This is a genomic window from Microbacterium sp. 1S1, assembly GCF_008271365.1.
In the GTDB taxonomy this organism is placed as follows: domain Bacteria; phylum Actinomycetota; class Actinomycetes; order Actinomycetales; family Microbacteriaceae; genus Microbacterium.
The window spans coordinates 2,858,589-2,881,419 of sequence record NZ_CP043430.1 but is presented as its reverse complement, the minus strand read 5'-3'; the positions used below and the strand labels follow the sequence as shown (position 1 = coordinate 2,881,419).

Genomic DNA, 22,831 nt, shown 5'->3' with positions numbered 1-22,831 from the left:
ATGTTACTCGTCACTGCTATCTCCAGATACCGACCTGCGGGATGCCCGCGGCCCAATCCTTGTCGTGGTAGGCCTGTCCTTTGAGGGTCGTGCCGTGCTTGAAGTATGCCGCGGGGGAGGTGTATCCCCAGAACGCGTACCAGCTGCAGCCGCTGTTCTTGAATGAGTACGAGGTCTTGGTGCCTCCGCCGTCCCTCAGCGTCCCCCACGACTTCGTCTGGTGACCGCACAAGTTCAGATAGAACTCGGCCGCGTGATTGTGGCTGATGTCCGCACCCTTGACGTACAGACCGGAACCCTTGACGTTGAGCTCGGTGCGGCCGAGGCCGCCGTGGGAGCCCACGACGTTGTATCCGTCAGCGTGAGCTGCAGTTACTCCGCTGACTGCGATCATTGTGGCAAGTGCGATGGCTCCGATTGCTGCTGTTGCGCGAGTCCTGGGGGCCTGATTCGACTGCTTTCTCATGATTGCCTCCCTGTGCTGGGGCACCTTTGCTGCGACTCGGGTGCCGTTTGATATGCCTATGAGTCAACTGTCTATCAGGGTGACTGGCGTACGCGGAAGCATATAGCGATATTCTCGTCCTATGGTCGAAACGAGTGATTCTGCACATCGGGATACTGCACATCGGAATATTGCACGATTGACCAAGAGGTTAGGGTGGGTAGCATTCTTCGGAATCGTGATAATTCCCATCCTTGTGGCGGTGGTATTCTCTAACGCTGGCCCCAGCGAGGAGCCAATCGCATTCGTGAGAATGGCTTTCGCGCAAGTGGCTGCGGCAGTGTGCAGTTTTTGCGCTGCCGCTGGGGTACTGATCTACGCCTGGTCTGAGAAATTGCCGCGCTCAATAGTCGCGACATACGCGGTGATCCTGATAGCTGTGGCATCCGCAGCGATCACGACACTGTCGGGGTTGGCGGAGCGTCTCCTCCTTAGCGTGGCCTCATAGCAGGGTGCGCGAGTGGGGCGGCCAGAGCCCCCCAGATCCTCGAGGCCGCATCGCGCGGCGCAAGTCGCCGGTGAGGGTGCACTGGCAGCTCAGCATGCTCAGCACGTGGGCGCTCGTTGCTTTTCGTCCGAGATGGTTAGAACTCGTGGAAAATCGTGAGTAAGTCGTGAGCGGCCTCGAAACGGTGCTCCTCAGAAACGCAAAAACCCCTGGATCACCAGGGGTTTTTCGTGGACCTGAGGGGACTCGAACCCCTGACCCCCTGCATGCCATGCAGGTGCGCTACCAGCTGCGCCACAGGCCCAGACGCTGCTCCGGGAACCCCGGGCAACGTGAAAACACTACTACACGATTCGGCATCCGCACCAATCGGGGCGGGCCGCCCGGGCGCGTCGTGGAGCCCGGAACATCCATCCACGCCCGAGCGTTCGATCCATCGTGGACATCCTCGACAGCCTCGTGATCGGTGCCGGCCAGGCCGGACTGTCCGCGTCGTTCCATCTGCGGCGTCGGGGAGTGGAGCACCTCGTCGTGGACGCCGACGAGCGGGCCGGAGGAGCATGGCAGCACCGGTGGGACGCCCTCACGATGCGTGACGTACACGGGGTGGCCGAGCTTCCCGGTGACACCCCGCCGCCTCGAGACGAGCGTCGGGCGAACGTCGTGGTGCCCGCGTACTTCGCCGCCTACGAGGAGGCGCACGACCTTCCGGTGCTGCGGCCGGTCCACGTCCGTCGGGTTCGCGACGACGCGGGTGTTCTCCTCGTCGAGGCGGAGGAGGGGGAGTGGCGCACCCGCACCCTCGTCAATGCGACCGGCACCTGGACGCAGCCCTTCGTCCCGCACTACCCGGGGATGGAGACCTTCCTCGGAGAGCAGCTCCACACGGTGGACTACCCGGGACCGGAGCACTTCGTCGGCAAGCGGGTACTCGTGGTCGGTGGCGGAGCGTCCGCGGTCCAGTTCCTCGGCGCTCTGGCCCCGATCACGGACACCCTGTGGGTGACCAGGCGGCCACCCGTGTGGCGGGACGACGACTTCACGCCGGAAGCCGGCGCTGCGGCGGTGGCTCTCGTCGAGAAGCGCGTGGCGGCGGGGCTGCCGCCGGAGAGCGTGGTCAGCGTCACGGGCCTCATGCTGCGCCCTCAGGAGCGGGAGGCCGAGCGCCTCGGTGCCTATGCCCACCGGCGCCCGCTCTTCCAGCGGATCGAGCCCGACGGCGTGCGTTGGGCTGACGGATCGTTCGAGCGCGTGGATACGATCCTCTGGGCGACGGGCTTCCGGCCCGCGATCGGCCATCTCGCCCCGCTTCACCTGCGCAGCGCGGCGGGCGGGATCCAACTCGACCGGGGCGGTCGCGGCACGACGGCGGTGGCCGATCCGCGGGTGCAGCTCGTCGGCTACGGACCCTCCGCGAGCACCATCGGCGCGAACCGGGCGGGGCGGGCTGCTGCCGCCGGCGTGATCCGTGCCCTCGAGGGGGTGGGGACGCCCGTCTCCTCCTGACCGGTTTATCCGTGCGTGGCACCTCTGGATACGCTGGGAGGCATGCTGCGCATCGTGCTGACCGTCGTCTGGCTGCTGCTTTCCGCGTGGCTGGTGGTGTGGGTCGGCGAAGGGCTCTTCGGGGTGAACCAGCGCGAGTCGATCCTCCCGTTCGCGAGCGACGACGGTCTCGGCGGCCCCATCGTGATCGGCGTGGCGTGGGGTCTCCTCCTCACGTTCGGCGGGTCGATGACGGGCCTTACGCGGCGCAAGAAGGTCCGCGGACCGGCACAGATCGGCGTCGGCACCATCGTGGAGATGTCGCGGACCGGCCTGACCGTGAACGACGTGCCCCAGTACGACCTCTTCGTCCGCGTCAGCCCGAACGCGGGTGACGACTTCATCGGACAACTCCGCATGTTGCTCGACGCCGGCGACGTCGGAGCGCTGCAGGTCGGACAGCCCGTCCCGGTCCGCTACAGCGTCCAGGATCCGGACACGGTCGAGCTCGCCGATCTCAGCGACCCGGCCGTCCGGGAGGCGATGCTGCAGTGGCGCATCGACCGTGGCCTCATCGACCCGTCCCAGGTACGAGCCCGGACGACGGGAACGCAGGTCCCTGCGTCGGTCGTTCAGGTCCGTCCGACCGGTCGACGCCGGGAGGGGCAGAGCGAACTCGCGCTCACCGTGCTCCTCGCCCCTGAGGGCGCGGAGCCGTGGGAGGCGGACACCACCGTGTTCGTCTATCCGCAGGCCGTGTCACGCCTGCAGGTGGGGGCACCGGTCTGGGCGTTCTATCGGCGGGAGGACCCGCACACCGTCGCCGTCACGATCGAGAAGGAGGCGGGCCGATGAACCCCCTGGACACGCTGATGTGGCTGGTGAACTTCCCGGCTGCGCACGGCTATGCGATGGTCTTCATCGCGGCGTTCTCGATCCTCGGGCTGTTCGGGATATCCGCGCGATCCACGGCGACAGGCGGATCGCTGCGCACCGTTCGCGAGCGCGAAGGGCTGCTTCCGGCGGAGACGCGAACCAGGGGGAACGCCGCCGGCGCTGTGATCCGTGTGGTCTTCCGAGTCCTGGCCTTCGTGATGCTCGGGTCTCTCATCATCGGCATCCTCAGTCTGACCGGTGTGCCGGTGACCCGTGCCTACATCTTCGAGAACGGGCGTCCGACGACGGGCACCATGGACGGGGACTGGGTGACGTTCACCGCCGCCGACGGCACCGAGTACACGCTGGAGAGCGACTTCTTCACTCCTGCCGTGTACCCGGACCGGGATGCCTGGATCCCCAGCGATGCGCCCGTGGTCGTCCGCTACCTGCCCTCGCACCCGCAGGCCTTCGTGATCGACAGTTCGCAGACTCCGGGCTGACGTCGGTCCGGGCGCGTAGGGTGAAGACATGTCGCGCATCCTCGTCTTCGGCGGCCACGGCCGCATCGCCCTGCTGCTCGCACCGCTCCTCGTCGCCCGGGGTCATGAGGTCACCGGGGTGATCAGGAACCCCGATCACGTGTCCGAAGTGGAGGAGGGCGGCGCGATCGCGCTCGTCGCCGACATCGAGACCATGGACGTCGACGCGCTCGCGGAGATCATCCGCGGGCACGACGCCGTTGTCTGGTCCGCAGGTGCCGGCGGCGGAAGCCCCGAGCGCACCTACGCCGTCGACCGCGATGCGGCGGAGCGGTCCATGGACGCCGCCGAGCGCGCGGGCGTGCGGCGCTACGTCATGGTGTCCTGGATCGGCTCCACGGCCGACCACGGTGTTCCGGAAGACGATTCGTTCTTCCCGTACGCCGACGCGAAGTGGGCGGCAGACGAGCACCTTCGCGCCTCGGGCCTCGACGGGACGATCCTGGGCCCCGGCACACTGACCTTCGACGACCCGACCGGGCGCATCCGTATCGACCCGGAGGGGCGCGGCGAGGTCTCCCGCGCCGACGTGGCGGCCGTCATCGTCGCCGCCCTCGACGACCCCGGCACGATCGGGCGCACGATCCGCTTCGGCAACGGCGACGAGGAGACCTCGGTTCCGATCGCCGACGCGCTCGCACGCTGAGGACGATGAACCGGCGCAGGTTCCTCGAGCGGCCAGCGCGGCGATACGCCTGTGCCGCGCTGGCCCTCGCCGTTGTCGCCGTCGCCCTGCCGACGGCGGCGCAATCGGCCTCGGACAAGGCCGCGGAGTCCGTGACGGTGCGGGCGGCGGAGCCCGACGCGATCCGGGAGCGAGCGGCCGCGCTCGTGGCCGAGATGAGCACCGCCGAGCAAGCGTCGTCCCTCGTGATGGGACACATCGGAGGGACCGACCCCGCGGCGCTGCGCGCCTACATGCAGTCGGGACTGGGCGGTTTCATCCTCATGGGCGGGAACATCCCGGGGACAGAGTCCGAGCTTCGCACGCTGACGGCTGCCCTGACGATCGATCCTGCGATGCCGCCGCTCATCGCCGTGGATCAGGAGGGCGGCGTCGTGTCGCGGCTGCCGTGGGACACCTTCCCGGCGTCGCCGACGCTGAAGAACCGGCCGGTCGACGAGACCTCTGCGGCGTTCGCCGCGCGCGGTGCGCTGGTCGCGCGAGCAGGGATCACCGTGGACTTCGGGACCGTGGCCGATGTGCCTGCGGATCCCGAGTCCTTCATCTTCGCCCGAGCCCTCGGGGCCGACCCGGAGGGCGCCGCGGACCGTACCGCTGCCGCGACGGAGGCGCAGGAGCAGCTCATCGCTTCGACCCTCAAGCACTTCCCCGGACACGGAGCGGCGCCGGGGGATTCGCACCACGCCATCCCGAGCACGGACATGACCGAGGACGAGTGGCGAGCGGCCGACGCCGTGCCGTTCGCCGCAGGGATCGACGCCGGAGCCTCGATGCTCATGTACGGGCACCTGGCGTACACGAGCGTCGACAGCCGTCCCGCCTCGCTGTCGGCCGAATGGCATCGCATCGCACGCGAGGAACTCGGCTTCGACGGTGTGGCCGTGACGGACGACCTCGGCATGCTGCTGTCGTCGGGAGACCCCGCCTATGCCGATCCGGTGGCGAATGGCGTCGCCGCCGTGGCCGCGGGCAACGACCTCGTCCTCATGATCGCGGGTTCCGACGCGCAGACAGCGGGGGAGATGGCCGCAGGGATCGCCGCGGCCGTCGACGCGGGCACGCTCTCCGCCGACCGCGTGGCGGATGCCGCGACCCGGGTGCTCGCACTACGCCTCCGGCTCTCCGCGGCGACGACTTCCTGGACGGCCTGCGCCGACTGCGCGCCGGTGAACTGACGTTCAGGCCGCGACCCGGCCCACGGGACCGAGCCAGGCCGTGAGAAGAGCGGCACGCAGCGCGCCGCCGCGCTCGGCGAAGGCACGCTGGCGGCGGACGTACTCGGCCTTGCCCTCCACCGTCTCGATGCGCACGGGTTCGATGTCCCAGGCGGAGAGGTCGTACGGCGCCGCCTGCATGTCGAGCAGCCGGATGTCCCGCGCCAGCTCGAACGAGTCCAGCAGCAGTTCGCCGGGGACGAGTGGGCCGAGCTTCGTGGCCCACTTGTACAGGTCCATCCCCGCGTGCAGACAGCCAGGCTGCTCGATCGCGGGCTGGTCGTCCCGCGTCAGCGCCGCTCGGTTGCGTGGCACCGCCGCGGGGGTGAAGAACCGGAAGGCGTCGAAGTGCGTGCACCGGAGGTCATGGGCCTCGACCACGGCGTCCGTGCCCGCCTGACCGAGCCGCAGCGGCGCGGGATGACGGTGCTCCTGCGCGCGGTAGACCATCGCCCACTCGTGCAAGCCGAAGCAGCCGAACTGCCCCGGCCGGGAACCGGTACGGCGCAGCATCAGCTCGACCAGGCGCGCGAGCTCCGGCTTCTCGGCGGCGAATCGCTCCGGGTCAGGTCGTGCTGCGTCTCGCGTGTCTCCGGAGCGATACCAGCGCCAGCCGACGCGTTCGGGGGCGTCTCGCAGCTCCACACCGGCTCCGGGGTGCCAGCGACGGAGCTGCCCTGGCTTGTACCCGTAGTAGGTGAAGAGGAAATCCCATACGGGGTGCTTCTCACCACGCGCGACGCGGTCCCGGTGCGCCGCGGTCAGCGCATCCGCCCGGTCCCTGTGTACCTGCTCCCGCTGGAGCCAGTCGTCGCGCGTCAGGATCATGTCAGTGCAGGATGCCGACGTCGCCGAGCTGGTCGCGCAGTCCGGCGCCGTCCTCGGCGCTGACCCACGGCGCATCGTCGGCGTCGTGGGACTCCATCTCGGCACGTCCACCGGCGAGCACCGCTTCGGCGGGCAGGAGTCGCCGGATCGCGACTCCGGCGACCGAGTCCGGATGCTCCTCCTGGAACTGCGTGTAGATGGCCTCGTCGTGCTGGCCGTCGTCACCGATGAGGAGCCACTTGACGTCGGGGAACTCGGTGGCCAGGCGCCGCAGGTTCGTGAGCTTGTGCTCGCGTCCGCTCCGGAACCACCGATCGTGCGTCGGACCCCAATCGGTGAGGAGCAGCGAGCCGGCGGGGAAGAGGTGCCGGCCGAGGAACCGCGACAGCGTCGGCGCGACGTTCCAGGCACCCGTGGAGAGATAGACCATCGGCGCGCCGGGGTGCTGCCGAAGGAGCTGATCGAGGAGCACCGCCATGCCCGGCACGGGGATGCGTGCGTGCTCGTCGACGACGAACGAGTTCCAGAAGGCGATGAACGGGCGGGGGAGCGCCGTGACCATGACGGTGTCGTCGACATCGGAGACGACACCGAATCGGGTGTTCTCCGCGACGATGAACGCGCGGGCCTCGATGGGCTCCTGTCCCTCGACCGTGACGGTGAAGGTCTGCCAGCCGGGCTCGAGGTCTGCACGGATGACGGAGTCGATCACACCGCCGCGATCGGCGACCACCTGGTGGGTGCCGTCTCCCAGATGGACGCTGACCGAGGCGAATCCCACCGGGATGCCGACGAAGCTCCGCCACCCGCGGATGCTCGCCGGCTCGCCGTCGCGGTTGCGGCGCTGCGGCGGGACGATGAGGACGCGGCCGAGCACACGCACCCACCCGGGACCCCCGTACCCCGGGAAGGGCAGGACGGTGGCGTTGCGGCCGCGACGGCGCGCGCGTCCCTCGCGCCACACGTGCAGTCGGTGCTCGAGGCGGGCGAACCAGTGGATTCTGGGCGCCGGGGGTGCGGGGGCCATTGCCTCAGTCTTTCACGTCGGCGTCGGACTCCGCCGCCGGGGCCTCCAGATGACGTGCTTCGAGACGGTGCAGCAGCCGCTTGCCCAGGTAGGCGAGGAGGAGGAAGACCGCGATGACGCCGACGAACAGGTAGCCGGCGAAATGCACGCGGTCGACGAGCTCGCGGAAGCTCCCCGCGGCGAGTGAGGTCACGCTCACGTAGGCCGAGGCCCAGATGATGCACGCCGGGGTGGTCCAGGCGAGGAAGCGCCGGTACGGGTACTCGCTCATCCCGACGGTGAGGGGGACGAGGGAGTGGAGGACCGGCAGGAAGCGCGAGAGGAAGATGGCGATGCCGCCGCGACGGGCCAGGTAGTTCTCCGCACGGACCCAGTTGTGCTCGCCGATCCGCCGGCCGAGCCAGGACGCGCGGATGTAGGGCCCCAGCCAGCGGCCGAGCCAGAACCCGATGCTCTCTCCGATGAGGGCGCCCACCACGACGGCGACGCCCATCGCGATGCCCTCCAGTGGGGTGGCGACACCCATCGAGGCGATGATGACGATCGTGTCGCCGGGGACGACGAGGCCGATGAGGATGCTCGTCTCCAGCATCACGGCGAGAGCCGCGACCAGCGTGCGCGTGACCGGATCGATCGACTGCACGGTGTCGAGGAGCCAGAGCAGGAGGTCATCCACCCCATGAGGATACGGGAGGGGCCCGGTCCTAGGCTGGAAAGGTGCCCGACCGCCTGAGCCCCCGCCCGCTCTCCTCCTGGGTGTCGCCGGAGCGTCTCTTCCCGGCACTCAGCCAGCAGCACGCCGACGTGTTCTGGCTCGACGCCGGCCCCGACGCGACCGAGGGGTGGAGCTTCCTCGGCATCGGGGTCCCGGAGGTGCTTCCCGAGGCCGTGCGCCTCGACGTCGGGCCCGTCGACGAGGGTCTGCCGCCGTTCCGCGGGGGATGGGTGGGTTGGCGCGACTACGAGAGCGGCGCGGCCCTGGCGGGGGCTCCGGTCGCCACCGAACCGGAGCCGGACGCCCGGACTTGGCTACGGGTGACCACGGCCTTGGCCTTCGATCACGACGCGCGTCGGCTGTGGCTCCTGGCCCCGGAGGAGGAGGCGACGGAGGAGGAGGTGACGGAGGATGGGGAACGATGGCTGGAGAAGCTCCTGACCGCCGAGGTGCCGGCGCGACGGGCGGCAGGGGAGAAGCACATCGCCGCGGCCCGGCACACGCCCGCGGCGTACGAGGAGCTCATCGACCGCTGCCGGGGTCTCATCCGGGCGGGGATCGCCTACCAGCTCTGTCTCACGACGCGGTTCACCGTGCCGGGTGCGCACGATGCGGTCGCCGTGTACCGTCGGCTCCGCGCGGCGACCCCGGCACACCACGGGGGATTCCTGCGCATCGGCGGACGAGCGCTCCTCAGCGCCAGCCCCGAACAGTTCCTCCATGCCCGTGGCGGCGTCATCCGCACCCGGCCCATCAAAGGCACCCGTCCCCGTGGGGCCGACACGGTGACCGATGCTGCGCTCGCCGCAGAGCTGGCCGCCGACCCGAAGGAGCGGGCAGAGAACGTCATGATCGTCGACCTCATGCGCAATGACCTCTCGCGGGTCTGCGTCCCGGGGTCGATCAGGGTCGAGGGGCTCTGGGTGGTGGAGAGCTACCCGGCGGTGCATCAGCTCGTCAGCACCGTCAGCGGCGTGGCCGCGGAGGGGACGACGGTCGGAGCGCTGCTGGCAGCGGCGTTCCCCGCCGGGAGCATGACCGGAGCGCCGAAGCTGTCCGCGATGACACAGCTGCAGGAGCTCGAAGGCGGCCCCCGCGACCTGTATGCGGGCTGCTTCGGCTACATCGGGGTGGATGGGACTCTCGACCTCGCGATGGTCATCCGCAGCATCGTCATGGATGAGGGGGCGGCGTTCGTCGGCGCGGGCGGCGGGATCACCTGGGGCTCGGTGCCCGCGGCCGAGGTGCGTGAGGTCGGCACCAAGGCCCGGGCGCCCCTTGCGGCGCTGGGTGCGGAAATGCCCGCGACCTGGCGTTCCGATATCCTGAACTGATCCCGTTTTTCCCTTCAGATTGGTCGTGCGTTCGTTGTCCGAGAACATGTCCACCGCTCCCGTCGACGAGGAGTTCTCCTCGCCGCACGCCATCCAGGCCAAGTGGCAGAAGTACTGGGCGGAGCACGAGACGTTCCTCACGGGCGGCGACGAGGACACGCGGCCGCGGCGGTACGTGCTGGCGATGTTCCCGTACCCCTCCGGGGACCTGCACATGGGGCACGCGGAGAACTATCTGTACTCCGACATCGTCGCCCGCTTCTGGCGTCACCGCGGCCACAACGTCCTGAACCCCATCGGGTGGGACTCCTTCGGCCTCCCCGCGGAGAACGCCGCGATCCGCCAGGGCGCCGACCCGCGCGAGTGGACGTACCATAACATCGCGCAGCAGAAGGTGGGCTTCCAGCAGTACGGCGTCTCGTTCGACTGGAGCAGGGTGCTGCACACGTCCGACCCCGAGTACTACCGCTGGAACCAGTGGCTGTTCCTGAAGATGTACGAGCGCGGACTGGCGTATCGCAAGAAGAGCCCGGTGAACTGGTGCCCGAACGATCAGACCGTGCTGGCGAACGAGCAGGTGATCGACGGGCGATGCGAGCGCTGTGGCTATGAGGTCGTCAAGAAGAAGCTCACCCAGTGGTACTTCCGCATCACCGACTACGCGGACCGTCTGCTGGACGATCTGAACCAGCTCGAGGGGTTCTGGCCGCATAAGGTGCTGCAGATGCAGCGGAACTGGATCGGCCGCTCCGTCGGTGCCGACGTCGACTTCCGCATCGAGGGGCGCGAGGAGCCGGTGACGGTGTTCTCGACGCGCCCCGACACCCTGCACGGGGCGACGTTCTTCGTCGTGGCCCCGGACGGCGACCTGGCCGCGGAGATCGCCGCGGACGCCGAGCCCGAGGTGCGCGAGCGCTTCCAGGCCTACCTGGCCGAGGTGCAGAAGACCACGGACATCGATCGGCAATCCACCGACCGTCCGAAGACGGGCGTGTTCCTGGGTCGGTACGCGATCAATCCGGTCAACGGCGAGAAACTGCCGATCTGGGCGGCCGACTACGTGCTGGCCGACTACGGGCACGGCGCCGTCATGGCCGTGCCGGCACACGACCAGCGCGACCTGGACTTCGCGCGCGCGTTCGATCTGCCGGTCAAGGTGGTCGTCGACACGACCGCTCCGGTCACCGGAGCGATGCCGGTCATCGAGGTGGACGAAGACGGCGTGCCGATCGATGCCGATGCCGCTCTCGACGAGCAGAACCCGGCCAAGACAGGGATCGCGCTCACCGGTGAAGGGCGCATGATCAACTCGGGCACACTGAACGGCCTGTCCAAGCGCAACGCGATCGCGCGTGCCATCGAGCAGCTGGAGGCATCGGGCACCGGACGTGCGGCGAAGAACTACCGGCTGCGTGACTGGCTGATCTCGCGCCAGCGCTTCTGGGGAACACCGATCCCGATGCTGCACGCCGAGGACGGCCGGATCATCCCGGTTCCCGAGGACCGGCTGCCGGTGAAGCTGCCGAGCGTGGAGGGACTCGACCTCAAGCCGAAGGGCACCTCGCCGCTGGGCGGCGCGGAGAGCTGGGTACGCACGACCGACCCGGAGACCGGCGACCCGGTGCTGCGCGATCCCGACACGATGGACACCTTCGTGGACAGCTCCTGGTACTTCCTCCGCTTCCTGTCCCCGAACAGCGACACGGTGGCGTTCGACCCGGCCCAGGCGGCGCGCTGGGCGCCGGTGGACTCGTACATCGGCGGCGTCGAGCACGCCATCCTGCACCTGCTCTACGCCCGGTTCATCACCAAGGTCCTCTTCGACATGGGGCTGATCGACTTCACCGAGCCCTTCTCCAACCTGATCAACCAGGGCATGGTGCTGCTCGACGGGCAGAAGATGTCGAAGAGCAAGGGCAACCTGGTGCTGTTCCAGGAGGAGCTCGATGCCCACGGTGCCGACGCCCTGCGCGTCGGTCTGGCCTTCGCCGGTCCCGTGGAGGACGACAAGGACTGGGCCGACGTCTCGATGACCGGTGCCCAGAAGTTCCTTTCGCGGGCTCTTCGTGTCGCCCACGAGGTCGCGAGCCCGGTCGACGTGGTCTTCGACGGCGGGGACGCGGGGCTGCGGCGCGCGACGCACAAACTCCTCTCCGAGGCCCCCGCCCTGGTCGAGCAGACGAAGTTCAACGTTCTCGTCGCGCGGCTGATGGAGCTCGTCAACGTGACCCGCAAGACGATCGACGGCGCCGCCGGTGCCGCCGACCCCGCCGTGCGCGAGGCGGCGGAGACCATCGCCGTCATGCTCGACCTCATCGCCCCGCACACCGCGGAGGAGATGTGGGAGATCCTGGGGCACGAGCCGTCCGTCGGACTCGTGTCGTGGCGCTCCGCCGACCCGGCGCTGCTGGTCGAGGACACCGTCACCGCGGTCGTCCAGATCGGCGGCAAGGTACGGGCGCAGCTCGAGGTGCCCGCCCGGATTAGCGAGGCCGAGCTGGAAGCGCTGGCACGTGCGGACGAGCGAGTGATCCGCTCGATCGGCGACCGCGAGATCGTCAAGGTCGTCGTGCGGGCCCCGAAGATCGTCAGCATCGTCGTCAAGGGCTGAGTCCTCGGCGTGCGGGGACGGGTGTCCTGGGGGGCGTGCCTCCTCATCGGGGCGCTGGCCCTGAGCGGCTGCGGGACCGTGCCCCCGATCAGCGGGCCAGACAGGTCGGAGTCGGTGCCGTCGTTGGGCGGAACGTGCGAGATCGGGTGGTGGCTGGGTCCGGCGGTGGAGAACCCGCCCGCGGACGCGGAGCGCATCGCCGCCGACGCTCTGCAGGACGCGACCGTCAGCGATCGACAGTGGGACGACTGGTACCGCCTCCTCGATGACGACCCCGACCTCGACACGGTTCCCGCGATCCGGCTGCGCGGTTCCGCCTACCTGGAATCCGTGCGCGAAGACGTGCGGACGGCGCTGGAGGAGGCGGGTTTCCCCGATGACCAGAGGGTCGTCGAAGTGTACGCGAATCTGTCCTGCGCGAAGGGATGACGCCCGGACCCGGTCGCGGCCGTCCTCCACGACGGTTCCCGTCTGAACGTCTCTCCACGACCGCTGGGTCCCGCGGCGGGAGGCGCGAACGGGGCACATAGTGTGACCGGATGACCTCGTCGCCGGCTCCATCGCCTCCGCCTCGTCGGACGCTCCGCCTCGGGCTCGGTGCGGCGGTCGTGCTGGCGATCGTCGCGCTCTCCACGGCCGTCGGGCTCGGGCTGCTGCAGGGGCAGCAGTCGTCCGTGGAAGCCGTTCCGCTCGCGGAGAGCACGGCGTCGGTCGAGCCCGCGCCCGCAGAGCTGTACGTGCACGTGCTCGGGGCGGTCGAGCGTCCGGGCCTGTACGTCCTGCACGCGGACTCCCGGGTCGTCGATGCTCTCGCGGCCGCCGGCGGGTCGACGGACGCCGCCGACCTCGCGGGGGTCAACCTCGCCCGACCGGTGGAGGACGGGGAGCAGATCCTCGTGCCCGTCGTGGGGGCCATCTCCGACCCTTCGGCCGCCCCTCCCGGCGACGGGACCGTCGACCTGAACACGGCGGATCAGGCGGCCCTGGAAGAGCTCCCGGGAATCGGACCGGCGCTGGCAGAGCGTATCGTCGCCTGGCGCGAGGAGAACGGGCGATTCCGCACGGTGGACGACCTCCTGGCGGTGCCGGGGATCGGGGAGAAGGTTCTGGAGGGGCTGCGCGACGGGGTGCGCGTGTGAGAGTCGCCCACGCTCGTGCCGGAGCGACCGACCCCGAGGATCCGCGGATCGCTCCTCCACATCTCATCCTCGTGAGACGTTCTCCTCCGCTCGTGCCGACGAGGTCGGAGGGGCCGTCTGCGCACCTCTAGGTTGAGCGGATGCACGAGTCGCACGTTGTCTCCCCGGGCCCCGGAGTAGGGAGCCGGTCGACGCGTGATCTCCGGCTGCTGCCGGTGGCGATCGGCGCGTGGGGCACGGCTCTGATATGCGAGTTCGTGCCAGGAACGGCGGGGTGGCTGGCGGCGGGTTTCCTGGCATCCGCGGTGGTCATCGGTGCCGTGCTCACGATCCGGTGCCGGCGAGCCGCGACGATCGGCGGACTGGTGATCGTGGTCCTCGCGACGGCGGCGGCCGTGGCGTTCGCGGTGTTCGCGCAGTCCGCGGACCGCGAGACCGTGCAGGGATGGGGCGGCAGAGTCGTCGAGGCGGTGGGGCAGGTGTCGTCCTCGGCGACCGTGGGGCGCGATGGGCGCCTGTGGATGGACCTGCAGCTGAGCCGCATCGGTGCGCCGGGCGCCGCGGCGCCGGCCGGCGGGCCGGTGCGCATCGGCATCGAGGAGGCGGAGGGGTTCGCCCTCGGTGCGCAGGTGCGGGTGACCGGTGAGAGTGCGGCAACGGATCCGGGGGAGCGGGCGGCGCTCGTCATCTTCGTGACTGCGGGAACCGTGGAACGCACCGCGCCGGGGGTCTTCGGATTCGCTGCCGACCTCCGCCGGTCGTTCGTCGAGCGTGCGACGCGACTCCCGGAGCCGGGTGCGGGTCTTCTCCCGGGACTCGCCGTGGGCGACACCACCGCGGTTCCCGCCGAACTCGCCGCCGACATGCGAGCGAGTGGCCTCAGTCACCTCACCGCGGTGTCCGGGGCGAACTGCGCGATCGTCGTCGCGGCGGTTTTCGGGGTGGTTGCGCTGTGCGGAGGGACGCGAGCGCTGCGGGTCGTGCTCGCCGCCGTTGCGCTGGCGGCCTTCGTCGTGCTCGTCACCCCGGAGCCGAGCGTCATCCGGTCCGCCACGATGGCCGCGGCGGGCATGCTGTCGATACTGCTCGGGCGTCCGAGCGCGGGCGCCGGCATCCTGGCGCTCTGCGTCACCGCGCTCCTCGTCGCCGACCCCTGGCTCGCATCGACGCCGGGATTCGCGCTGTCTGCCGTGGCGTCCGGGGCGCTCATTCTCCTCGGCCCGAAGCTCGCGAACGGCATCGCGCGGTGGCTGCCGAGCCCGATCGCCGTCGCGATCGCTGTGCCGCTGGCCGCGCAGCTCGCGTGCGCGCCCGTGATCGCGCTGTTCGCGGAGCAGCAGTCGCTGGTCTCGGTCGTCGCGAACCTCCTGGCGGAGCCGGCCGCGCCGATCGCCACGGTGATCGGGCTCCTCGCCTGTCTGTCTGCGCCTCTTCCGCTCCTCGCCGATCTGCTCGCCGCGTCCGCGTGGCTGCCGTCGGCGTGGATCGCGACAGTGGCGCGAGTCACTGCCGGGATGCCGGGGGCGCAGGTGCTGCTGCCAGCGGGCCTCGGCAGCGCCGCGCTGGTCGCGGCGGTGAGTGTCGCGATCGGGGTGGTGTGCTGCCGCGGACGTCCCCACCCTCGGGGCGCCGCGCTGGAGAGTCCAGGGACAGAGCCGGCTCGTGAGGGGCGGACTCGCGCCGGTGCCTCCCTGCTCCCCATCGCCCGCGGCGCGGCGGTCGCCCTTCTGATCGTCCTGGCGGCGGTCGGCGCGTCTCGTGCGCTGATCGACGGGCCGCTCGCCTCGTTGCGGGCGCCGCAGGACTGGGCCGTCGCCGCCTGTGCGGTGGGCCAGGGGGACGCTGTGCTCCTCCGGTCCGACGACGAGATCGCCCTCATCGACACGGGACCGGACCCAGGGGCACTCGACGCCTGCCTGCGTTCGCTGAGCATCGATCGCATCGACCTCCTCGTGCTCACGCATTTCGACGCGGACCACGTCCGGGGCGCAGCGGTGCTCGAAGGCAGGGTGGACACCGTCCTGCATGGACCGCCCGTCGATGCCGGTGATGCGCGAATGCTCGACAGTCTGGCGCGGGCGGGCGCCGCCCTTCGGGCCGTCGGCGCCGGGGACCGGGGCTCACTGGGTGCCGCGTCGTGGCGGGTGCTCTGGCCGCTGCCGGACAGCGTCGCCTTCCCGCCAGGCAACGATGCGAGTGTGGTCACCGAGTTCGCCGGGGGAGGAGTGCCACGGGCCCTGTTCCTCGGCGACCTCTCCGCGGTCGCGCAGCGGGCGCTGCTTCGCAGCACGTCGTTGACCGGATATGGCGTGGTGAAGGTCGCACACCACGGCAGTGCTGATCAGGAATCCGCGCTGTACGAGGCGGCGCATCCGAGCGTGGCGCTCATCACGGTCGGCGCCGGCAACGACTACGGGCACCCGCGTCGGGAGACCCTGGAGATCCTGTCGGCTCTCGGCGCGCGCGTGTATCGCACCGATCGTGACGGCCGCACTCTGCTCGGCATCGAGGACGATGCCCTGCGCGTCTGGACCGAGGTCGCGTCGCCCTGAGTCGGGTGTCCGACGCCGCCGGTAGGCTGGTCCCATGGCAGCTTCCCGTCCTCCCTCCCGTGGCGGCGCGAAGGCCACGAAGATCCCCCAGGTGTCCTGGCGTGAGCCGCACCCCGCGCCCCTCGTGCTCGTCTCGGGCCCGGAGGAGATCTGCGCCGAGCGCGCGATCGCCGGGGTGCGAGACTACCTCCGCGCCGAAGACCCGGCGCTCGAGGTCAGCGACGTCCGGGCCGATGACTACGCCCCCGGCACGCTGCTTTCTCTCACCTCGCCGTCGCTTTTCGGGGAGCCGCGACTTGTCCGAGTGTCCGGCGTGGAGAAGTGCTCCGACGCCTTCCTCCAGGAAGCGATCGGGTACCTGGAGAACCCGCAGGAGGGTGCCACGGTCGTGCTCCGCCACACCGGAGCCAGTGTCCGCGGCAAGAAGCTCCTCGACGCCCTGCGCGCGGGGACCGGAGGCGGGATCGAGATCGCCTGCCCCGCCATCAAGCGCGACGGCGACCGAGTCGACTTCGCGGCGGGGGAGTTCAAGGCCGCGAAGAAGCGTATCGCTCCGCCGGCGCTCCGAGCGCTCGTCTCGGCCTTCGCCGACGACCTCACCGAGCTCGCCGCCGCGTGCCAGCAGCTCATCGGCGACGTCGACGGCGACATCACGGAAGACGTCGTCACCAAGTACTACGGCGGGCGGGTCGAGGTGTCTGCCTTCGTCGTCGCCGATACGGCCATCGCCGGTCGCTACGGCGAGGCTCTGATCGCGCTCCGCCATGCCCTGTCGTCCGGTGCGGACCCGGTCCCGATGGTGGCCGCGTTCGCGATGAAGCTGCGCACGATGGCGCGGGTCGCGGGCAACCGCGAGCCCAGTAGACAGCTCGCCCAGCGCCTCGGGATGAAGGACTGGCAGGTCGATCGTGCCCGTCGCGACTTGGCGGGCTGGAACGAGCGCTCGCTCGGGATGGCGATCCAGGCCACCGCGCGGGCCGATGCCGAGGTCAAGGGGGCGGCGCGCGATCCGATCTTCGCTCTCGAGCGCATGGTCACCGTCATCGCCACGCGCGAGCCGTTCGGCGGGTGACGAACGGCTCCTCCCGGAGAAAGCAGAAAGCCCGCCTCACGAGGAGACGGGCTTTCCGGAAGTCGGATGCTCAGAGAGCCGCAACCTGCTTGGCGATCGCCGACTTGCGGTTCGACGCCTGGTTCTTGTGCAGCACACCCTTGCTGACGGCCTTGTCGAGCTTGACCGAGGCCTTCTTCAGGCTCTTCTCGGCAGCGGCCTTGTCGCCGGCGGCGACGGCCTCGCGGGTCTGGCGGACGAGAGTCTTCAGCTCGCTCTTCACGGCCTTGTTGCGCTCGTGAGCCTTCTCGTTGGTCTTGTTGCGCTTGATCTGCGACTTGATGTTTGCCACGTGTGGACGCTTTCTGTACAGGAGTTATTCGGAGTGCCGGCAGCAGAAGAGGGCTGCTGCACGGCGGTCGTGAGGGAAGAACCCACACGCAAGCCAAGAGTCGAGTCTACCAGTACCGGGCCGGATCGTGCGAAACGGCGCCGAACGACCGAGACGCCGTCGCGCTCCAGGTGGGACCGGGTGCAGAATCATCCTCAACGACGACGACGTCAGGAGTCCGATGACCCCCCTCAGCACCGACCCGATCGCTCGTGCGCGGCTCCGCTGGTCCGCCGCCACCTCGTCCGTCCAGATCGAGGGTTCCCGCCGCGCCGATGGCGCGGGACGGTCGATCTGGGATGACGAGATCGCGAAGCCGGGGCGTATCCGCGACGGCTCGACCGCGGAGCCGGCCTGTGACAGCTATCGCCGTGTGGACGACGACGTCGCCGTGGCCGCCGGTCTCGGCCTCGATCGGTACCGGTTCTCGATCCCGTGGTCCCGCGTGCAGCCGGACGGACGCGGCCCGGGCAACGTCAAGGCGCTGGACCACTACGCTCGCGTCGTCGACGCTCTTCTCGACGTCGGAGTCACGCCCTTCCCGACCCTGTACCACTGGGAGTTGCCGAGCGCGGTGGAAGCCGACGGCGGCTGGCTCGTCCGTGACACCGCCGAGCGCTTCGGTGAGTACGCCGCGCTCGTCGCTGCGCGTCTCGGGGATCGGGTCTCCTCCTGGTACACGCTCAACGAGCCCGCCATGACCACCCTGCAGGGCTATGCGGTCGGTGCGCTCGCTCCGGGCAGACAGCTCCTGTACGGCGCGCTTCCGACCGCGCATCATCAGCTGCTCGCCCATTCGCGAGCCGCTGAGGCGCTGCATACCCGAGGCACGGCGAGCGTCGGTCTCGTCAACAACCACACCTGGGTCCTGCCGTTGCGGGACACCGACGAGGATCGCGCCGCGGCCGCGGTGTACGACCTCCTGCACAACCGGCTGTTCAGCGAGCCCCTCCTTTCCGGGACGACACCGAACCTGGAGGTGCTCGGGCTCCCGCCGCTCCCCGTCCTCGGCGACGACCTCGCGCGCATCGCCGGATCGATCGACTTCTACGGCATGAACTTCTACAACCCGACGACCGTCACCGCAGCCGGCCCCGGGAACGACATCCCGTTCGCGATCGTGCCCACACCCGGGGTCCCGGTCACGGGGTTCGGTCCCGAGTGGCCGATCATGCCGTCCGCGCTGCGCGACCTCCTGGTCGACCTGCACCGACGCCACCCCGGCATGCCCCCGATCATCATCGGCGAGAACGGGGCGTCCTTCCCGGAACCGGACGACGCCGGCCCCGTGGAGGACACCGACCGGATCGCCTACCTCTCCGCGCACATCGACGCGGTGGGGGAGGCCATCGACGCCGGCGTCCGGGTCGAGGAGTACACCGTCTGGTCGCTGCTCGACAACTGGGAATGGACGGACGGCTACACCCAGCGGTTCGGTCTCGTGCACGTGGACTTCACGACGGGGGAGCGCACCCCGAAGGCCTCTTACCGCTGGTATCGCGATCTCGTCGCGGGTGCGAGAGCGGCCAGGGACGCCGCGGCGGCACGGCCATGAGTGGCAACCGGGTCATCGCCACGCGGAGGGCGGGGCTGCGGTGGATGTCGCTGTTCACCCTCGCCTGGCTCGCCATCTGGACCGTCCAGCTCACCCCCGTGCAGCTCCTGCTTCCGCTGCAGCTCGACACTCCGGAGGATGACTGGATCCGCGGCGTCATCTCCTCCGGCATCGTGCTCGGGGTGGGTGGCCTCGCGGGCGTCGTGGCCGGTCCACTCGCCGGTGCCCTCTCGGACCGCGGCCGCGCCGGCACGCATCGACGGCGACCGTGGGCTGTGGGGGGCGTCATGCTCACGGCCGCCTGTCTCGTGGCCACCGGGTTCGCCAGCGGTCCGTGGGCAGTCGGCGCCGGATGGGTCGGTGTGTCGATCGGCGTCGCGGTGTCGTCCGCCGCCTTCACCGCGCTCATCGCCGACCAGCTCCCGACGACGCAGCGCGGCGCTGCATCCGCGGCGGTCGGGTCGAGCCAGGCGGTGGGGATCGTGCTGGGGGTCGGCCTCGTCGTGCTGCTGGGCCTCGACATCGTCACCGGCTATCTGCTCCTCGCGGGCGTCATCAGCGCGGTGGGCATCGCGGCGGCCCTGCTGCTGCCTGACCCGCCCAGCACGGAGGCGCTGCGTCCGCAGCGCATCGGACGGCCCCGCCTGGCATCGCTCCGCGACCGCGACTTCGCCTGGATGCTGTCCGGCCGGCTCATCACGAACATCGGCAACGCCCTCGGGACGGCCCTGTTCCTCTTCTTCCTCCTCCACGGCCTCGGACAGGAGAGCACGACCGCACAGGACAACCTCCTGCTGCTCATCGTCGTCTACACGGTCTTCGTCGTGCTCGCCTCGGTGATCACCGGGATCGTCTCCGACCGCACCGGCGAGCGGCGCCGGCTCACCGTGGCGGCCGCGGTCGTGCAGGCAGCGTCGGGCGTGGTGATCGTGGCTGTGCCCACCTTCGAGATGACCATGCTGGCGGCCGCGCTCATGGGTGTCGGTTACGGAGCCTTTTCGACCGTGGGCCTCGCGTTCGCGGCGGACCTGCTGCCGGATGAGCAGGACCACGCGCGCGACCTCGGCATCGTCAACGTCACCGCCGCCCTCGGACAGCTCATCGGGCCTGTCCTCGGGGCGGGGCTGGTGGCCGTTGCCGGCGGTTTCTGGCTCGTCTTCCTCGCAGCGGCCGTCCTGTCGCTCGTCGGGGGAGCGCTCACCGCCGCCGCGCGACCGCGTGGCGTCAGACTGACGCCACGCGCTGTTCGATCGTCGCGATGGCGAGGGCGAGGACGGCGTTGAACACCCGCGGGCGCATGGCCGTGAGCAGGTGCGTGGTCCGTGGCACGACGATGAGCTCCGCCTCCGGTGCCAGGCGCCGGAACAGGGGCTCGTTCAGCCGCAGCTGATCGTACTGGCCGTTCACGAACCAGAGGGGCACCTGGATGCGGGGGACCGCAGCGGCCACGTCGAGGGCGGCGAGGCTCCGGAGCGCCTGGTCCTGGATGTCGAGTGCGTAGCCGCCGGCGGAGAAGTCGCCGCGGTTCTCCTCTGGGATCGTCGCGGCGAGCATCCGCTGCGTCAGCCACATGCCGCGGTCGGGCAGGGAGTCGACGGCTCGGGCGAAGAGTCGGTAGGCGCGGAGCCCTGCGCCGCGGGGGAGTGAGGTGCACGCGGCGGCGACGAGTCCGTCGACGGGGCGAGGCTCCGCGCCACCGGTGTACGCGAGCGAGAGCAGCCCGCCCATGGAGTGGCCGACCAGCAGCACGGGGCCCCTCTCGGCCGCGGCGCGGACGGCCGCGTCGATCGTGTGCAGTGCCTCGTGCAGGGTGAAGTCCTCGTCCATCCGGCTGCCGTGGCCGGGGAGGTCGACGGCGGTGACCGGGTGCCCGTGGGCCTCCAGGTACTCGACCTGCGACCGCCACATGGTGGCCGACGTACGGATGCCGTGTACGAGGACGGTCTGGACGGTCACGCCTTCAGCATAAGGAAGCGGGGCCGGTGGATGAACCACCGACCCCGCTTCGACACGAGATGTGTCAGAGGATGTTACTTCTCCCAGCCGACGTTCTCGATCGGCGTGACGCCGAACAGGTCGAGACCGACGTAGGGCTCCGGCGTGAGGTTCGCCAGGCCGTTCTTGACCACGTAGATCGAGGGACCGCTGTACAGCGGGATCAGACCCCAGGTCTCCTCGATGATCTTCGGCTCGAGGTCCATCGCGGCGGTCGTCCAGGACTCGGCGTCCTTCTGGGTCTCCACCTCGTCGGCGATCTGCTTGTCGATCTCCGGCGTGCCGGTGCCCGAGAGGTTCAGGCCGCTGTCCGAGCAGTAGAGCTGGCAGAACCAAGCCGGGCCGAACGGGTCGGAGTCGGTGAAGCGGAGCGACACGACGTCCCAGTTCTTCGACGTGAAGTCGTTGGAGAAGTCAGCCGAAGCGCGGACATCGATCTTGAGGTCGATGCCGATCTCCTTCTGCTGCGCCTGGAGCGACTTCGCGAGCGCCTCGAGCGTGGGGTCCTCGCCGAAGACCGGGAAGGTGACGGTCAGCTTCTCGCCGTCCTTCTCACGGATGCCGTCCTCGCCCTCGGTCCACCCGGCGTCGTCGAGCAGCTTCTTGGCCGCGTCGACGTCGTGCTTCAGACCGGCCTCGCCGAACGAGTCCTTGTAGCCGTCCTGGAACGAGTACAGGTTGAGCGAACCGGCGACGGGCTCCTCGTAGCCGAGGCCGTTCCACGCGATCTGCTTCTGCTGGTCGACGTTCACGCCGAGGAAGAACGCCTTCCGCACGTCGATGTCCTCGAACTGCGGCTTGTCGGCGTCGACGAGCAGAACCGTCTTCGCGGTCTGCTGCGCACGGCGGACGACGGTGTCGTCAACGTCCTGGACCTGCTTGAGGCGGTCGTTCGTGTTGGCGCCCACCATGTCGATCTCGCCGTTCTTGAAGGCGTTGACCGCGGCGTCCGGCTCCATGGCCGTGAAGGTGACCGAGTCGAGCAGCGGCGCGTTGCCCCACCACTCGGGGTTCGGCTTGAACGAGACGAAGCCGCCGTTGGCGTCGAAGGTGTCGACCGTGTACGGGCCCGCACCCCACTCCGGGTGCATGTTGCCGATGAAGCCCTCGTTGAAGACGGCCGGGTCGGCAGCAGCCGGGTGCAGCACGCCACCCGTGAGGAAGGCCATGGACGGCCAGGCGTAGATGCCATCGAAGGTCACGATGGCGGTCTTCGGGGAGTCGCCCTGTTCGACGCTCTTGATCTGCTTGTAGCCGTCGGTGGCGTTCGGGTTGAAGCCCTCGTCGTAGGAGCGGTTCGCCTTCCACGTAGCGTCGACGGACGTCCAGTCCATGTCCGTGCCGTCGTTGAAGTGTGCCTCGTCCTTGAACGTGAAGGTGATGGTCGTGTTGCCATCCTTCTCGCCGATCTCGTAGGCATCGAGGTAGGCGTCGTTCTTGGTGACGTCGCCCTCCGGCGAGACGAGGAGGATCTGCGGCATGTACCACGACCAGAGGCGGGACGTGTCGGCGCTGCCGTCGCTGTTGAAGGCGTTGAGCTGCTCCGGAACCTCGTTGATCGGGAAGTTGACCTCGCCACCCTCCTGGAGGTTGCTGCGGTCCTGCGGGTTGTAGTCGGCCGTCTTGGTCTCGACCTTCTCGCCGCCGTTGTCTCCGCCGCCGGTGTTCCCGGAACCGCTCGCGCAACCCGCGAGGGCGAGTGCGAGGGCGCCGCCGACTGCGACCGCCCCCAGCAACTTCTTGTTCTTCATGGTGCTCCTTTCGCCTTTCGGCGTTTCATAAAGGGAAGACTAGTTCGCGCTTTATCCCGGTACAGCGCCGTGCGGTGAATGCCGCCTAACCGTTATCGGACGGTGACCGGGGGTGAAGCCTGCAGCC

General features: G+C 69.6%; 20 protein-coding genes and 1 tRNA gene. 13 read left to right on the top strand and 8 right to left on the bottom strand.

Going from position 1 to position 22,831, the window contains the following annotated elements:
• Nucleotides 1-16: 16 nt before the first annotated feature.
• Entirely contained in the window at nucleotides 17-394 is a 378-nt protein-coding gene (locus tag FY549_RS13935) for a hypothetical protein (RefSeq protein ID WP_149085539.1), read from the bottom strand.
• Nucleotides 395-1,184: 790 nt separating this feature from the next.
• Nucleotides 1,185-1,257: transfer RNA gene (locus tag FY549_RS13930), tRNA-Ala, on the bottom strand.
• A 134-nt stretch (nucleotides 1,258-1,391) separates the two neighbouring features.
• On the opposite strand from FY549_RS13930, the gene FY549_RS13925 reads away from it, so the two are divergent.
• From FY549_RS13925 to FY549_RS13905, 5 genes are read left to right on the top strand one after another with little or no spacing between them, the layout of a single operon-like run.
• Complete coding sequence (locus FY549_RS13925; protein WP_149085538.1) at nucleotides 1,392-2,459, top strand: NAD(P)-binding domain-containing protein; 1,068 nt, start codon at nucleotides 1,392-1,394, stop codon at nucleotides 2,457-2,459.
• A gap of 42 nt (nucleotides 2,460-2,501) precedes the next feature.
• Nucleotides 2,502-3,293, top strand: a complete 792-nt coding sequence (locus FY549_RS13920; RefSeq protein WP_149085537.1) for a hypothetical protein — start codon at nucleotides 2,502-2,504, stop codon at nucleotides 3,291-3,293.
• On the top strand, nucleotides 3,290-3,817 hold the full coding sequence (locus FY549_RS13915) for a hypothetical protein (protein ID WP_149085536.1): 528 nt from the start codon (nucleotides 3,290-3,292) through the stop codon (nucleotides 3,815-3,817). Before FY549_RS13920 ends, FY549_RS13915 begins: the two co-directional genes overlap by 4 nt.
• A 28-nt stretch (nucleotides 3,818-3,845) precedes the next feature.
• Nucleotides 3,846-4,502, top strand: coding sequence for an SDR family oxidoreductase (locus tag FY549_RS13910; RefSeq protein WP_149085535.1), 657 nt, complete (start codon nucleotides 3,846-3,848; stop codon nucleotides 4,500-4,502).
• 5 nt (nucleotides 4,503-4,507) lie between these two features.
• On the top strand, nucleotides 4,508-5,716 hold the full coding sequence (locus tag FY549_RS13905; RefSeq protein ID WP_187614876.1) for a glycoside hydrolase family 3 protein: 1,209 nt from the start codon (nucleotides 4,508-4,510) through the stop codon (nucleotides 5,714-5,716).
• A 3-nt stretch (nucleotides 5,717-5,719) separates the two neighbouring features.
• Here the strand turns inward: FY549_RS13905 and FY549_RS13900 are convergent, their stop codons facing one another.
• Genes FY549_RS13900 through FY549_RS13890 form a run of 3 tightly spaced genes read right to left on the bottom strand, consistent with a single transcriptional unit; the run spans nucleotide 5,720 to nucleotide 8,286 of the window.
• Nucleotides 5,720-6,583, bottom strand: coding sequence for a 3-methyladenine DNA glycosylase (locus FY549_RS13900; RefSeq protein ID WP_149085534.1), 864 nt, complete (start codon nucleotides 6,581-6,583; stop codon nucleotides 5,720-5,722).
• A gap of 1 nt (nucleotide 6,584) precedes the next feature.
• Nucleotides 6,585-7,610: an App1 family protein gene (locus FY549_RS13895; RefSeq protein WP_149085533.1), complete on the bottom strand. Its 1,026-nt coding sequence runs from the start codon at nucleotides 7,608-7,610 to the stop codon at nucleotides 6,585-6,587.
• A gap of 4 nt (nucleotides 7,611-7,614) precedes the next feature.
• Entirely contained in the window at nucleotides 7,615-8,286 is a 672-nt protein-coding gene (locus tag FY549_RS13890) for a DedA family protein (protein ID WP_149085532.1), read from the bottom strand.
• Nucleotides 8,287-8,327: 41 nt separating this feature from the next.
• Between FY549_RS13890 and FY549_RS13885 the strand changes: the two genes are divergently transcribed.
• The 6 genes from FY549_RS13885 to holA all read left to right on the top strand — a co-directional run bounded on the left by FY549_RS13885 (nucleotide 8,328) and on the right by holA (nucleotide 17,033).
• Nucleotides 8,328-9,659 (top strand): anthranilate synthase component I family protein, encoded by a 1,332-nt coding sequence (locus FY549_RS13885; RefSeq protein WP_149085531.1) that lies wholly within the window; start codon nucleotides 8,328-8,330, stop codon nucleotides 9,657-9,659.
• A gap of 46 nt (nucleotides 9,660-9,705) precedes the next feature.
• Nucleotides 9,706-12,270 (top strand): leucine--tRNA ligase, encoded by a 2,565-nt coding sequence (leuS, locus tag FY549_RS13880; RefSeq protein ID WP_149085530.1) that lies wholly within the window; start codon nucleotides 9,706-9,708, stop codon nucleotides 12,268-12,270.
• A gap of 165 nt (nucleotides 12,271-12,435) precedes the next feature.
• On the top strand, nucleotides 12,436-12,699 hold the full coding sequence (locus FY549_RS13875) for a hypothetical protein (protein ID WP_149085529.1): 264 nt from the start codon (nucleotides 12,436-12,438) through the stop codon (nucleotides 12,697-12,699).
• A gap of 110 nt (nucleotides 12,700-12,809) precedes the next feature.
• Nucleotides 12,810-13,409, top strand: coding sequence for a ComEA family DNA-binding protein (locus FY549_RS13870; protein ID WP_149085528.1), 600 nt, complete (start codon nucleotides 12,810-12,812; stop codon nucleotides 13,407-13,409).
• A 257-nt stretch (nucleotides 13,410-13,666) separates the two neighbouring features.
• Entirely contained in the window at nucleotides 13,667-15,961 is a 2,295-nt protein-coding gene (locus FY549_RS13865; protein WP_259614239.1) for a ComEC/Rec2 family competence protein, read from the top strand.
• Between the two features lie 34 nt (nucleotides 15,962-15,995).
• Nucleotides 15,996-17,033, top strand: coding sequence for a DNA polymerase III subunit delta (gene holA / locus FY549_RS13860; RefSeq protein ID WP_149085526.1), 1,038 nt, complete (start codon nucleotides 15,996-15,998; stop codon nucleotides 17,031-17,033).
• 70 nt (nucleotides 17,034-17,103) lie between these two features.
• Here holA and rpsT read toward each other — a convergent pair whose 3' ends face one another.
• On the bottom strand, nucleotides 17,104-17,364 hold the full coding sequence (gene rpsT, locus FY549_RS13855) for a 30S ribosomal protein S20 (RefSeq protein ID WP_149085525.1): 261 nt from the start codon (nucleotides 17,362-17,364) through the stop codon (nucleotides 17,104-17,106).
• A gap of 220 nt (nucleotides 17,365-17,584) precedes the next feature.
• Here rpsT and FY549_RS13850 point away from each other — a divergent pair, with 220 nt between their 5' ends.
• Both FY549_RS13850 and FY549_RS13845 read left to right on the top strand, forming a co-directional pair.
• Complete coding sequence (locus tag FY549_RS13850) at nucleotides 17,585-18,958, top strand: glycoside hydrolase family 1 protein (protein WP_149085524.1); 1,374 nt, start codon at nucleotides 17,585-17,587, stop codon at nucleotides 18,956-18,958.
• Entirely contained in the window at nucleotides 18,955-20,241 is a 1,287-nt protein-coding gene (locus FY549_RS13845; protein ID WP_200838723.1) for an MFS transporter, read from the top strand. Before FY549_RS13850 ends, FY549_RS13845 begins: the two co-directional genes overlap by 4 nt.
• On the opposite strand, the gene FY549_RS13840 is transcribed toward FY549_RS13845, so the two are convergent.
• Nucleotides 20,183-20,914, bottom strand: coding sequence for an alpha/beta fold hydrolase (locus tag FY549_RS13840; protein WP_149085523.1), 732 nt, complete (start codon nucleotides 20,912-20,914; stop codon nucleotides 20,183-20,185). The genes FY549_RS13845 and FY549_RS13840 overlap by 59 nt on opposite strands.
• A 74-nt stretch (nucleotides 20,915-20,988) precedes the next feature.
• Nucleotides 20,989-22,704, bottom strand: coding sequence for an ABC transporter family substrate-binding protein (locus FY549_RS13835; RefSeq protein ID WP_149085522.1), 1,716 nt, complete (start codon nucleotides 22,702-22,704; stop codon nucleotides 20,989-20,991).
• Nucleotides 22,705-22,831: the final 127 nt, after the last annotated feature.